This is a genomic window from Advenella sp. FME57, from assembly GCF_014897675.1.
Taxonomy (GTDB): Bacteria; Pseudomonadota; Gammaproteobacteria; order Burkholderiales; family Burkholderiaceae_B; genus Advenella.
In genome coordinates, this window is record NZ_JABUXU010000009.1 from 42606 (window position 1) to 56130 (window position 13525).

Annotated in this window: 14 protein-coding genes; 7 read left to right on the forward strand and 7 right to left on the reverse strand. The window is 55.4% G+C overall.

The window, feature by feature from the left end; genetic code table 11:
• Positions 1 to 14 precede the first annotated feature (14 nt).
• The 4 genes from adk to lpxK all read right to left on the reverse strand — a co-directional run bounded on the left by adk (position 15) and on the right by lpxK (position 2941).
• Positions 15 to 674 (reverse strand): adenylate kinase, encoded by a 660-nt coding sequence (gene adk / locus INT32_RS11745; RefSeq protein ID WP_193088926.1) that lies wholly within the window; start codon positions 672 to 674, stop codon positions 15 to 17.
• A gap of 65 nt (positions 675 to 739) precedes the next feature.
• Complete coding sequence (kdsB, locus tag INT32_RS11750; protein ID WP_193088927.1) at positions 740 to 1528, reverse strand: 3-deoxy-manno-octulosonate cytidylyltransferase; 789 nt, start codon at positions 1526 to 1528, stop codon at positions 740 to 742.
• A 1-nt stretch (position 1529) separates the two neighbouring features.
• Positions 1530 to 1835: a Trm112 family protein gene (locus tag INT32_RS22385; protein WP_193088928.1), complete on the reverse strand. Its 306-nt coding sequence runs from the start codon at positions 1833 to 1835 to the stop codon at positions 1530 to 1532.
• A 29-nt stretch (positions 1836 to 1864) separates the two neighbouring features.
• Entirely contained in the window at positions 1865 to 2941 is a 1077-nt protein-coding gene (gene lpxK, locus INT32_RS11760; RefSeq protein ID WP_193088929.1) for a tetraacyldisaccharide 4'-kinase, read from the reverse strand.
• Positions 2942 to 3516: 575 nt separating this feature from the next.
• Here lpxK and xseA point away from each other — a divergent pair.
• On the forward strand, positions 3517 to 4824 hold the full coding sequence (xseA, locus tag INT32_RS11765; protein ID WP_193089078.1) for an exodeoxyribonuclease VII large subunit: 1308 nt from the start codon (positions 3517 to 3519) through the stop codon (positions 4822 to 4824).
• Between the two features lie 50 nt (positions 4825 to 4874).
• The gene (sodB, locus tag INT32_RS11770; RefSeq protein WP_193088930.1) at positions 4875 to 5450 is read left to right on the forward strand and encodes a superoxide dismutase [Fe]; all 576 of its coding nucleotides are present in this window, start codon (positions 4875 to 4877) and stop codon (positions 5448 to 5450) included.
• Positions 5451 to 5542: 92 nt separating this feature from the next.
• Here sodB and INT32_RS11775 read toward each other — a convergent pair whose 3' ends face one another.
• From INT32_RS11775 to INT32_RS11785, 3 genes are read right to left on the reverse strand one after another with little or no spacing between them, the layout of a single operon-like run.
• Positions 5543 to 5899, reverse strand: coding sequence for a hypothetical protein (locus tag INT32_RS11775; protein ID WP_193088931.1), 357 nt, complete (start codon positions 5897 to 5899; stop codon positions 5543 to 5545).
• A gap of 9 nt (positions 5900 to 5908) precedes the next feature.
• Complete coding sequence (locus INT32_RS11780; protein ID WP_193088932.1) at positions 5909 to 6454, reverse strand: DUF192 domain-containing protein; 546 nt, start codon at positions 6452 to 6454, stop codon at positions 5909 to 5911.
• Positions 6455 to 6472: 18 nt separating this feature from the next.
• A complete protein-coding gene (locus INT32_RS11785) occupies positions 6473 to 6721 on the reverse strand; it encodes a cold-shock protein (protein WP_014751120.1) in 249 nt (82 codons plus the stop codon).
• 238 nt (positions 6722 to 6959) lie between these two features.
• Here INT32_RS11785 and clpS point away from each other — a divergent pair, with 238 nt between their 5' ends.
• From clpS to INT32_RS11810, 5 genes are all read left to right on the forward strand, one after another.
• Positions 6960 to 7268, forward strand: a complete 309-nt coding sequence (gene clpS / locus INT32_RS11790) for an ATP-dependent Clp protease adapter ClpS (protein ID WP_193088933.1) — start codon at positions 6960 to 6962, stop codon at positions 7266 to 7268.
• Between the two features lie 43 nt (positions 7269 to 7311).
• Complete coding sequence (gene clpA, locus INT32_RS11795; protein ID WP_193088934.1) at positions 7312 to 9612, forward strand: ATP-dependent Clp protease ATP-binding subunit ClpA; 2301 nt, start codon at positions 7312 to 7314, stop codon at positions 9610 to 9612.
• A 2-nt stretch (positions 9613 to 9614) separates the two neighbouring features.
• On the forward strand, positions 9615 to 10892 hold the full coding sequence (locus INT32_RS11800) for a paraquat-inducible protein A (RefSeq protein WP_193088935.1): 1278 nt from the start codon (positions 9615 to 9617) through the stop codon (positions 10890 to 10892).
• A gap of 89 nt (positions 10893 to 10981) precedes the next feature.
• A complete protein-coding gene (locus INT32_RS11805; RefSeq protein WP_193088936.1) occupies positions 10982 to 12829 on the forward strand; it encodes an intermembrane transport protein PqiB in 1848 nt (615 codons plus the stop codon).
• Positions 12826 to 13482, forward strand: a complete 657-nt coding sequence (locus INT32_RS11810) for a membrane integrity-associated transporter subunit PqiC (RefSeq protein ID WP_193088937.1) — start codon at positions 12826 to 12828, stop codon at positions 13480 to 13482. The genes INT32_RS11805 and INT32_RS11810 overlap by 4 nt, the downstream gene beginning before the upstream one ends.
• The last annotated feature ends 43 nt before the right edge of the window (positions 13483 to 13525 follow it).

Below are 13525 nucleotides of genomic sequence, written 5' to 3' on the forward strand. Positions count from 1 at the left end.
CTTTCCTCGCGATGTTAGGATTGGTTCAACGCTTGTTCGATACGGCGGGTAATTTCTTCCACCTTGCCTACCCCTGAAATATGGACATATTGCGGCGCCTTGGGGTCATTCTGTGCGGCCCAGTCGGAATAGTACTTGACCAGGGGCCGAGTCTGATTACGATAGACTTCCAGACGCTTTCTGACGGTTTCTTCCTGATCGTCATCGCGCTGTACCAGAGTTTCGCCGGTCAGGTCGTCCTTGCCTTCCACTTTGGGTGGATTGAACCGCAGATGATAGGTGCGTCCGCTGGCGGGGTGTACACGACGCCCGCTCATGCGCTCGATGATGTCCTCTTCGGGAACATCGATTTCAATGACGTAATCCAGGCCGATATCGGCATTTTTCAATGCATCGGCTTGTGGAATGGTGCGTGGAAAACCATCAAACAGGTAACCCTTTTTGCAGTCATCTTCAAGCAGGCGGTCTTTGACCAGCCGGATTATAATGTCGTCGGACACCAGTCCGCCATTATCCATCACTTGTTTCGCTTCGAGGCCGACAGGAGTTTGGGCTTTGACCGCTGCACGCAACATGTCGCCCGTGGAAATTTGCGGAATACCGTATTTCCGGGTGATAAAAGTTGCCTGAGTGCCTTTGCCTGCGCCTGGTGGCCCTAACAAAATGAGACGCATGGATCCCTCCTGGATGTTGTTATGTGTTACTGACGGAATGCTATTTTATATGATGCATTGCAAAATTAAACCGAGTTGCGGTAAAAACCGCGAACTCGTTCGAGATCTTCCTGTGTATCGACGCCCGGCATGGGCGCGCTGGTGGTCACCAGCACGTGGATACGGAACCCGTGCTCCAGTGCCCGGAGCTGTTCGAGCGACTCGAAGGTTTCCAGCGGCCCCTGACGGAGGGACGGGAAAATTTTCAGGAACCCGCTACGATAAGCGTATAACCCAATATGATGCAATGCGGGAAAACCTGTAGGCAATGCGGATGGCTCGGTCCCGGAACAGGCGCTATCGGCAGCAAAATGGTTGCGTGCCCAAGGGATGGGTGCCCGGGAAAAATACAGCGCGTACTGGTCAGTCGAGCAAACCACCTTGACAATATTCGGATTGAAAAAATCCTGCTGGCCAGCCAGCGGATAGGCGCAGGTTGATATGGCGGCCGTGCTGTGGGCTAGCAGATCCCCTGCCGTCAGGTTGATGATGTCCGGTTCGATCAAAGGCTCATCACCCTGAACGTTAACGATGACCTGATCATCCGGCAGTGCCAGCTGCGCAACTACTTCGGCCAGCCTGTCGGTACCCGACGGATGGTCGGCACGGGTAAGCAAAGGCGTATAGCCGTGGTGGCGCGCAACGTCGGCGATGTGCGGATCATCGGTGGCAATGTAAACCTGGCTGGCCGCAGAGCGTGCCGCCTGCTGGGCAGTACGCACGACCATGGGCAGGCCGCCGATATCGGCCAGCATTTTACCGGGCAGCCGAGTAGAAGCGGCGCGGGCCGGCACTATAACGATAAAACCTGCCATATTAGTCTTTGCCGCCGGGCGTGGCCGATCTGGATTGGGGCGCGGTTGTCTTGCTGCCAGTCTGCTTTGGCGCCGGTTCTGCGGCGGATTCGCTCGGGCGGATGTCCTGGGGACGAGCCGTTGCTGCCGATGCGCCGTGATTCTGGCTGAGCGCGCGCGCCTCTTCTTTGAGCATAATGGGTATGCCGTTTCTGATCGGGTAGGCCAGCTGGTCGTATTGACAGATCAGTTCCTGCTCACTCTGGTCATGGCGCAGGGGGCTGTTGCACAGCGGGCAGACGAGGAGCTTGAGAAAATGCGTGTCCATAGTAAGTGTGGTGTAATCGGTTGAATGGGTCAGTATACCGGTAATGATTTGAGTTGTTCGGTGATTCGGTCAAAAAAAACTGCATCGGAAAACCGGGGGGCGACCTCCATGCTCCACAGGCGCTCGTCCTGCATGGCCGCACATTTGGCTGCGTCCTTGGCCGTCATCAGGATCACGTCGGCATCAATGGCCCGAATCTCGGTCTCCGAATAGGCGTGGTGATCGGGAAAGGCAATGGACTGATGCACGGCGATACCAGCATGCGCCAGTGTCCTGAAAAATCGTGGCGGATGACCGATGCCCGCAATGGCAGCAATGCGCTGTCCCCGGTGCGCAGCCGTCCATTGCGCTGGCGGCATGCTTTGACCGGAGCGCAAATGAAGCATGCGGGTCGGGTGCAATTGCATGGTCACCTGCCGCGGCTTGCGCTGTTCGCTTCGGTCGGCTTTGTCTGGCGGCAGCTTTGCAACGGGTTCATCTGCAGGGATATTGATTACCAGATAATCAACCGATGCCAGTCTTGTGGCGGGTTCGCGCAACGGGCCTGCAGGCAGCAGGCGGCCATTGCCGATGCCGCGGCTGTCTTGCACAGCGATCTCGATATCACGCCCCAGGGCCAGATGCTGAAGGCCATCGTCGGCGATGATGACCGTGGTGTCCGGATACTGTTGCAGCAGGCAACGTGCAGCCCGCGCCCGGTCCGGGTGTATCGCGACAGGCGCGGCGTGTGCAAGCATGGAGGGTTCATCGCCCAAGTAGGTGGCGTCGACCTGGGCGCCGTAGCCATGGCGAGGTTCGGGACCGACGTTAATGCCATAGCCGCGACTGACCACGCCAGGCTGCCAGCCACGTTGCCGCAATGCAGCGATCAGGCTCAGAACAAATGGGGTTTTACCGGTGCCGCCAACGAAAATATTGCCTACGACAATGACCGGGACCGGCAGGCGATTCGGTTTTTTCAGACCGTGCCTGTAGAGTCCTGTCCGGATGGCAACGGCCAGGCGCGTGATCCATGACAGCGGCAGCAGTATGTTGGACAGCGGCCCGCCGCTTTGCCATTGGCGCAGCAGGGTGTCGGTCAGGTCAGCGTTTTTTTTCAGTACCATGGTCGGATATATGACTGGCGTCCGGTAAAATCGGAAACGGCCAGTGTACTTGTTTCTTGTGCCGAAAAATGGCTTCTCGAGCCAGCGATGGTCATTCGGACCGATCGCGGTCCATCGTCATCGATGGCGCCGGATATCACGAACATTATTGCATCAAATCGGAATATTGCTTTTTGAGTGGGCCGGCGTTTGCACTGATGATCGATTGCACAAATCGCCGGTCTTGACAGGCGCGGGCAAATCATGCAATGCACAAAATCTGCAGTTGACGGTGGTGCCAAAATGGGCAAATGTAACTACTCACATTTTCTGTGGATAATTCTGTGAATAAGATGCTGTAATGGCGTATCTACACAAGTGCCGGGCTTGTTTGCTTAATCATTGTGCAATTTAATTGAAATATTTAATTTTGTTTAAATTCAATAAGATACGAGATATTTCTCAGAAATCAAATCAGGAAGCCATTGTAATGCGCCGGAAAAAAGCCCAGGCTCTTGATTTTTAATTTTTGTGGACAGTTTGGAATTGGAATTTTGGAAAATCAGGAAAATTACGACGCCTTGTCAAGCGAAAAAATGTTATCGGTCGCTCAACTGAACCGGCGCGTCGGCCGGCTGCTTGAACAAGGCGTGCCCACGCTGTGGGTTACGGGCGAGATCTCCAACTTTGTCCGGGCCTCGTCCGGCCACTGGTATTTCACCCTCAAGGATGATCGCGCGTCGGTGCGTGCCGTCATGTTTCGCGGTAAGACGACGCAGCTTGATTTTGTGCCAGCGTCGGGTGATCGGATCGACGTACGTGCCCGCGTGACGCTGTATGAACCTCGCGGGGATTATCAGTTGCAGGTGGAGTCGCTGCGCCGGGCGGGACAGGGCAATTTGTATGAACAATTTCTGGCCATTCGCGCGCGCCTTCAGCAAGAAGGCCTGCTGGATGCGTCTCGCAAACGCCCGTTGCCGGCATTTGCCCGTCGCGTCGGCGTCATCACCTCGCTCGGCGCAGCCGCCTTGCAGGATGTGCTCAGCGCACTCACTCGCCGGGCGCCGCATGTGAGCATCGTGATCTATCCGACCACGGTACAGGGCAGGGATGCCGCCACCGAAATCATGAGTGCCCTGGCGCAGGCCCAGATGCGCAATGAAGTAGACGTCTTGCTGCTGGTTCGTGGCGGCGGCAGTATGGAAGACCTGTGGAGTTTCAACGATGAAGCGCTGGCCCGGCTGATTGCGGCTAGCCGGATTCCGGTGGTTTCGGGCGTGGGGCACGAAACCGACTTTACGATCGCCGACTTTGTCGCAGACCTGCGCGCGCCCACACCCACTGCCGCCGCAGAGTTGGTTTGCCGGCCGCGGCAGGATATCCTGAATGATATTGCCGGTTTGACCGGCAGGCTGTCACGGCATCAGCAACGTATGCTGGAGCATTACAGCTTGCGGCTAGATCGTTTGACGGGCCGGCTGGTGTCGCCGGCGCAGAAGATCCGTGCCGATCGGGTGCGCGTCGTGCATGCGGTCAGGCAGCTTGATGGCAGTTTGCGAACCGGCTTGACTCATAAAAGGAACCGGGTCGCCATGCTGACCCAGGCGCTGGAACACACTGCGCCCCAGGTGACGCACGCGAGAAACCGGGTTGCAACCCTGATGGCGCGCCTGGATCGTGCGACAGACCGCGTCATTAGCCAAACCCAGCGCCGTTTTGAGCGCACGCATACGCAATTTGAAACCATAAATCCACGTGCTGTGCTGGGACGCGGTTACGCCATCGTCTATGATGAAGCAGGGCATGTGCAGCGCGACCCCGGCGCGCTGCATGATGGACAGACCCTGAAGGTGGAACTGGAGAAAGGTACGCAGCAAGTCAGGGTCATTCCCAATCGCAGCTAGAATTTAAGGTATCATCAGAAGACCTTTTTCACTTTGACAAGGAGATCTACATGGCACACAGCTTACCTCCACTTCCCTATGAAATGGATGCACTTGCTCCCACAATTTCTAAAGAAACGCTCGAATACCACTATGGCAAACATCATAAGGCCTACGTTGACAAGCTGAACGAACTGATCCCTGGTACAGAATTCGAAAATGCCAGCCTGGAAGAGATCGTGAAAAAATCCGATGGCGTGATGTTCAATCAGGCAGCGCAGATCTGGAACCACACGTTCTACTGGAACAGCCTGACTCCTGGTGGCAGCGAACCGTCAGGTGCCGTGCTCGAAGGCATCAACAAAAAATGGGGCAGTGTTGACAAGTTCAAGGAAGAATTCAACAAAGCCGCTGCAGGCAACTTTGGCTCAGGCTGGACCTGGCTGGTGAAAAAAACAGACGGTTCACTCGATATCGTCAATACCAGCAATGCCAAAACACCGCTGACGACAGACGACGTTGCACTGTTGACCTGTGATGTCTGGGAGCACGCATACTACATTGACTATCGCAATGCGCGCCCCAAATATCTGGAATCTTTCTGGAAGCTGGCCAACTGGGATTTTGCCAGTAAAAATCTGGGTTGATAACGCCAGGCAGGGATTCGTCCTTGCATGAAAAAAAACCGCCAGTGCAGTTAATGACTGGCGGTTTCTTTTTGGCTGCGGAGCATTGCTCGTCAGCGCATGCATTGCTCGACAATGGTCACGATGTCTGCCGACGTGCCTTGTGCCACCCGCAGGGTAACGCGCGACCCTGAATTGGAATCAAGAGAACGCGGCGTGACGCTGATTTTTGCTTTGGGCGCATCCGGTCCTGGAATGGCGCCAAAATAATAGTCGGCATCGGACTCTGTCAAATTGGCGGCAGGATAGGGGCCTTTCCAGCCATTGATGATGCAGTTGGCCAGTTGTTTGGGCTGAATGTCCGAATCTCGTTCAATGGCCGGTTTGTGATATTCGGGCAGCGTAATGCCTGCGCACCCAGCAAGCAAGCTTATGCAGCTTCCCAGCAGGGCGATCCTGATTCCTTTCATAAATAACCTTTACTGTAGTGTTGCCGGCACGCCATCTTTTGCAGCGGGCAGGGTGTCCGGTATGACAGCCTTGATATTATCATCGACCTGGATGTGGTGGCTACGAAACCAGTCATGGTTCATCTCCAGTGCGTATCGGGCATCTGCACCGGAACAGTGAGGCACCTCGCTGTGCGGCTGCATTTCATCCAGGGCGACAATGGTGCCATGCCTGTCCAAGAAGGCGATGGAAAGCGGGATCAGGGTGTTTTTCATCCAGAAACAGCGGGGCTGGTCGTCGGCAAACACAAAAAGCATTCCGTGGTCGTGTGCCAGCGTTTTGCGATGCATCAACCCTTTGGTGCGCAACGGTTCGGTGTCGGCCACTTCGGCTGTGATTGCGTTGTTGTTGATCTGCAATGAGATGTTTGCGGCAGAAGCGCCGGCACCAGAAGGGCCGGAAATGGAAACGCGGGCGACAGCAATCCGTGGGGCCAGCAATAGGCCTGCCAGGATGGTGCAGCCCGCAATAAACGCTAACCGCAAGAACCTTGATGCGGGCAGGGGTATGGACATAGTCTGTAATTATACAGGCTATGCTGCCATTATATTAAGCGCCTGTTGCCCTTTTGGACCTTGTGCAATTTCGAAAGTAACGCGCTGACCTTCTTTGAGTGTTTTGAATCCATTCATCTGAATAGACGAAAAGTGGGCAAAAAGGTCTTCGCCGCCGCCATCGGGTGTAATGAAACCGAATCCTTTGGCATCGTTAAACCATTTCACGGTCCCGGTCTGTTTGTTACCGCCTTCTTCCGGGACTGATGTTTCTGTTGTTTCTGACATTCTTACAGCCTCTGCTCAAGATTTTACCAACCCATGGCAAATGACCGGTGACGCGTCATCTGCCGAAAAGATACTGAAACAGCTTTGTGGATACTATTTTTCAGTATAAATAAATGATGCGGATTAATATTATGTGAGTCAATAGTGGAAATTACCGATAATTCTGGGGTTCATAAACAACACCACTTGAAATATCGTATAAAGTATCAATATAAAGACTTTCTTAAGCAGGTTTGGTATGGCTCAGCAGTCAGGCATTGTCACTGAAGCGCAAAAGGCAAAATTGGCGCCCCCACCCATGTATCAGGTGTTACTGCTAAACGACGATTACACCCCGATGGACTTCGTGGTTTCGGTTTTACAAAAGATTTTTTCGAAAACCGAAGAAGAAGCCATGGTGATCATGTTAAAAGTACATCATGATGGCAAGGGAGTGTGTGGCGTTTATACCAGAGATATTGCCGCCACGAAGGTGGCAACGGTTGCGCAGTACGCGCGTTCCCATCAGCACCCATTGCAGTGCGTGATGGAACCCGTGGATTTGTAATGGTCCTGGCATTTCCAGGGCAGTTGTTTAGACGGAGGAAATTGTGATTTCTCAAGAACTCGAAGTGACACTTCATATGGCATTTGTGGATGCGCGTTCGGCACGCCACGAATTTATTACCGTCGAACACCTGTTGCTGGTACTGTTGGACAATACGGCCGCCAGGGAGGTGCTGACCGCCTGCGACGCCGATATCGAACAGTTGCGCAGCAAACTGCGCGCCTTTATCGACGCCAATACGCCCATCGTGGGCGGCTCCGATGAAGTAGATACGCAGCCAACTCTGGGTTTTCAGCGAGTCATTCAGCGGGCCATCATGCATGTCTCCTCCAATGGCAATGCGAAAAGCCCGGCCACCGGCGCCAATGTGCTGGTCGCCATTTTCAGCGAAAAAGATTCCCATGCCGTGTTTTATCTGCAGGAGCAGAACGTGACACGCCTGGATGTGGTTAACTATATTTCCCACGGCATCACCAAGTCTGCGGCACCGTCGCCAGACGAAAGCGCTGCGCCTGCCGAGCCGCAGTCCGGCGAGCCCGAAGAGAATAAGTCGCCGCTTGCGCTGTACGCCTCTGATTTGAATGCGCTGGCCAAGGCCGGCAAAATCGATCCGCTGATCGGGCGGGACAGTGAAATTGAGCGCGTGGTGCAAATCCTGTGCCGGCGCCGCAAAAACAATCCCTTGTTGGTCGGTGAGGCCGGCGTGGGCAAAACCGCGATTGCCGAAGGCCTTGCGCTGCGCATCTCTACGGGCAATGTGCCTGAGATTCTCTCCAAGGCCCGCGTCTATGCACTGGACATGGGTTCATTGCTGGCCGGCACCAAATACCGGGGCGACTTCGAGCAGCGTCTGAAGGCCGTGCTCAAACAGCTGGCCAGCCAGCCCGATGCGGTGTTGTTTATCGACGAAATTCATACGCTGATTGGCGCCGGCTCTGCCTCTGGCGGCACCATGGATGCCTCCAACCTGCTTAAACCGGCGTTATCCTCGGGCGCGCTGCGTTGCATGGGGGCGACCACCTACAAGGAATATCGCGGTATTTTCGAAAAAGATCACGCGCTTTCGCGCCGTTTTCAGAAAATCGACGTCAGCGAGCCGACGGTTGAGCAGACGATCCTTATTTTGCGCGGTCTCAAATCCAAATTCGAAGAGCATCATCATGTTCGCTATTCGGCGGCCGCCATTACCGCGGCGGCGGAGCTGTCGGCCAAACATATCAATGACCGTCATTTGCCGGACAAAGCCATAGACGTACTGGACGAGAGTGGCGCGGCCCAGCGGCTGCTGCCCAAGTCACGGCAGAAAAAAGTCATTGGCAAGGCCGATATTGAAAATATCGTGTCCAAAATGGCACGGATTCCGCCGCAATCGGTCAGCACGGACGATCGCAACAAGCTGGCGACGCTGGATCGCGATCTGAAAACAGTGGTTTTTGGCCAGGATACGGCCATCACGGCACTGGCTTCTGCGATCAAGATGTCGCGCTCAGGTCTGGGCAAACCCGATAAACCTATCGGTTCGTTCCTGTTTTCCGGACCCACGGGCGTGGGCAAGACCGAGGTTGCCAAACAATTGGCTTTCATTCTTGGTGTCGAGCTGATTCGCTTCGATATGTCCGAGTATATGGAACGCCACGCGGTATCGCGCTTGATCGGTGCGCCTCCTGGTTATGTCGGTTTTGACCAGGGTGGTCTGCTGACCGAAGCGGTCAACAAGCAGCCTCACAGTGTGTTGTTGCTGGACGAGATTGAAAAGGCCCATCCGGATATTTTCAATATCCTGCTGCAGGTCATGGATCACGGCGTGCTTACCGATAACAACGGTCGAAAGTCGGATTTTCGCAACGTCGTTGTCATCATGACCACCAATGCCGGGGCTGAATTGCTTAATCGGCGTTCTATCGGTTTTGCTGACAGCCGCCAGAGCGGCGACGAGATGGCCGAAATCAAACGCATGTTCTCGCCGGAGTTCCGTAACCGGCTGGATGCCATCATTCCGTTTGCTTCGTTGTCCGAAGACATTATCATGCGCGTGGTAGACAAATTCCTGATTGAGCTTGAGCAGCAGTTGCAGGCCAAACGGGTGGAGGCAACCTTCACCGATAGCCTGCGTCAGCATCTGGCCAAAAAAGGCTTTGATCCGCTTATGGGTGCGCGCCCCATGCAACGACTGATCCAGGACGTGATCCGCCGTGCCCTGGCTGACGAACTGCTGTTTGGTCGTCTGGCAAACGGCGGGTCGGTCTATGTCGATATTGATGACAAGGACGAAGTCACGCTCACTTTCAATGATTCCGACCCGAAGGAAAAAAAGGATTCTGAGGAAGAAGCGCTGGTCTCCTGAGCATGACGGGCAATTACATCGCCTGCCATCATTGCGGGCAACTGCATGAAAGAAGCGCGCTGGTCTCGGGCCAGCGCGCTTCTTGCGTTCGTTGCGGTACGGTCTTGTGGTCCCAGGGGGTGCTCAACAGTTCGGCCTGGCTGGCCATTGTCCTGACTGCGCTGATCGCCTTTATCATTGCCAGTTTTATGCCGGTGGGCACCATCTCGGCAGTCGGGCTCAAAAGCAGTTCGACTTTCCTGGAAGCGGTTGCTGCCACTTGGCGCGCCGGCTATCCTAGTGTCGCCATCATGTGTTTTGCCACCGGCTTTCTGATGCCGTTGCTGGACGTCCTGATTCTGACTTGGCTCCTGGCGTTTTCACGCAAGGGTCGGCGTGCGCCGGGACTCAATCAACTGAGCCGCTGGCTGCATTTGGTGCGGCCGTGGGCGATGGTCCCGGTATTCATGCTTGGCGCATTGGTGGCTATCGTCAAACTGGCCGACATGGCCTCGCTCACGCCCGGGGCCGGCTTGTGGGCTTATGCCGCGCTCACATTTCTGCTTACCGGCCTGAGCAAGCTCACTTCCGAGCGGGTCTGGCTGCTGGCCGAACAGGATGGCGCCGTAAAGAACATACCGGTGACCATTGATCAGCAGCAGTTGCCCCTGGACTGCGAGGTATGTGGCCAGATCACCATGAGCACGGAACCAGAGGCGTCGTGTCAGCGCTGTCATAATCATGTGCATTTTCGCAAGCCGGCGCACAAGACGCGCACGCTGGCCATTCTGCTTACCGCCATTATTCTGTACTTTCCGGCCAACCTCTATCCGGTTATGATCAACACCACTGTGTTGGGCGGCACCGCTTCCCATACCATTCTGGGCGGTATCCTGGAGTTGTGGAATCTAGGCTCCTGGGACCTGGCGCTGATTGTTTTTGTCGCCAGCTTTGTGGTGCCGCTGACAAAAATTGTCATTTTGGGTATTTTGATCGGTCGTTCGGCCCAGGGTCGTCGTGATACGATGATGCGGTACACGCGCATGTATCAGACAGTGGAACTGATCGGTCAATGGTCCATGCTGGATGTCTTCGTGGTTATCCTGTTGACATCACTAGTCAATTTCGGTTCTCTGATGTCGGTCAGACCCGATGTCGGTGCCGCTGCCTTTGGTATGGTTGTGGTCGTTACCATGTTTGCGACCATGAATTTCGACATACGCAAGGGCTGGGATCAGGTCGATGACAATATCGAACAGCCCGACTATCAGCCGGCACCCACTGCGCCCACCTTTTCTTAGTGGCCTTATTGCGGAACAAACAGGAACGGATCTCCGTTTATTCTATAGAATGCATAGTTTACTGAACAAGTTGTCGGCAGGAGCATCATATGTCTGAAAAAGATCTGCCACCGTCGGACTCCTCCGAGCGCCCGTCGCAAAGCGACGCGACGCAGGCAGACCGCCAAACACCTGCCTCCGGGGGAGCAGCAGGTGCGGCGGCACAAGGCCATGGCGGCTGGGCTCAGGAAAATTCGCAGGCAGGTGGCCAGGACGCGTCATCCAATCAGCCTAATCCGGTCATCTCCAAAGCGCCGGTCATTACGCAAAAGAAAAATAAAAATATCTCGTGGATCTGGCTGGTGCCCCTCATTGCAGCGATCATCGGATTGTCACTGCTGGTGCGTGACTATATGCAGCAGGGGCCGGTTGCGACTGTGACCTTCAAAACGGCAGAGGGCCTGGAAATCGACAAGACCCAGGTGCGGTACAAGGATGTGGTGGTGGGCACCGTGACCGACATTACCCTGACCGATGACCACAACTCGGTGCTCGTGAAGGTATCGTTCAAGCAGAACGCCGACTTTCTGATGCGCGAAGGGGCCCGGTTCTGGGTGGTCAAGCCTCGCCTGGCAGCCAGTGGCGTGTCCGGATTGGGCACGCTGGTTTCCGGCGCCTATATCGGCGTGGATATCGACGATTCGCATCAGAGCGAGGCAGAATATCGCAATGAGTTCATTGGACTGGAAAAGCCGCCTGAACTGATCAGCGGCCGGCCCGGCAAACGGTTTACCATTACCGCTCCCAGCCTCAATTCCCTAGACTTGGGCTCGCCGGTTCTATATCGCCGCCTGGAGGTCGGACAGGTGATCAACTACACGCTCAGCAAGGATGGCAAAGGCGTTGAAGTCCAGATTTTCATTGACGCACCCTATGATCGCTTTGTCACCAAAGACAGCCGCTTCTGGAATGCCAGCGGCGTTGACCTGTCCTTGAATGCGGGCGGACTCAATCTGAAAACCCAGTCGCTGGTTTCCGTGCTGGCCGGCGGGATTTCATTCGGCCAGTTGCCGCTTGTCGACGAAAAGGCGCAGCCCGAGCCGGCGCCTGACGGGACCCGATTTGTACTGAATCCGACAGAAGACAAGGCTCTGGCCAGGCCCGATGGGCTTGCTTTTCCGATACGCATGAAGTTCGACAAGTCGGTCAGGGGATTGCAGACAGGCTCTGCCATCGATTTCAAGGGTATTCTTCTGGGAGAAGTTAAGAATATTTCCATGGAGTTTGATATTGCCACCAAGAAAACCACGGTGATTGTCGACGGCGTGATCTATGAAAATCGCCTGGGCGCAGCGATACCGGAAGGACAGCGGCGCGATAAAAATGGCCAAGCGCTTCATGACGTGGCGCTCAAGGAGTTTGTCAGCAGCGGCATCCAGGCGCAACTGCGTTTTGCCAACATCTTTACCGGCCAGCTGTATGTGGCATTGGACTATTTCCCGGAAATGGCCAAAAAGCCGCCGGTTCCCGACGTGAACACGCAGCCTGTGGAAATTGCCACCGTGCCCGGCAGCTTTGACGAACTGCAGCAGCAACTGAATGTCATCGTCGAAAAACTGAAAAACCTGCCGATAGACTCTATCGGTCATTCGCTTGACGAGACCCTGCAAAGCATATCCAAACTGGCCCGTACGCTGGATACCACGATGGTGCCGGCGCTGACCACGACGGTGCAGAAGGCCGGTCGTTCGCTGGATGGCGTCAATAAAACCATGGGCAGCGTTCGCGGCGTTGTAGCCGACGAGAGCCCGGTCATGCTGCAGCTCAATAGCATGATCAAGGAACTGTCGCGGGCGGCCAAGTCCATTCGCAGCCTGGGCGACTATCTTCAGGCTGAGCCCAGCTCGCTGATCCGAGGTCGTTCGCAAGACAATATCCCGTTCAAGGAAAGTCAATGATAATGCGTAATTTGTCCGCAGCTCTGCGACCATTGGCGTTGGTCGCCGTCACCGCCATGCTCGGCGCCTGCGCTTCTGCGCCCACGCAATATTACACGTTGGCCGCCAGCGATCCGGCCAGTGCGCAGGGCGCGGCCCGATACGGCGTCAATATCCATGATGTGACCATTCCCGATGTCGTGGACAAACCGCAATTGATGATTCGCAGTTCAACCGATTCGTCGGCCGTGGTCCCGCTCAATGGATCCCGCTGGGCGGGTTCGTTGCAGGATGAAATCCAGAAAACACTATCGTCGAACCTGGTGAGCCGTCTTGGGGCAATCAATATCCAGGGCATTACCGGCAGTGAACAGAAGCTGCCGGTTTGGCTGATACAGGTCACCTTTCACCGCTTTGATATGATTCTGAACAAAGCGGCAGTGATTGACGCCACCTGGCGCATCAACCCGGTGCGCATGGGGGCGCAGTCGTCCCGCGTCTGCCAGACCAGGATCCAGGTTCAGGCCGGCAGTGGTGTGGATGCATTGGTGCATAGTCAGTCGCAGGCGCTGGCCCTGTTGTCCGATGTGATTGCAGGGGCCATCGATGGTCATACCCAGGTAAGCGCGACTGACGGCGGCCAGATTCAGTCGCTGGGATGTCATTCGGGTTAGAATGCAGCCACTTCTTGCGTTGCCTGTCGGGCCCCAAACTGTT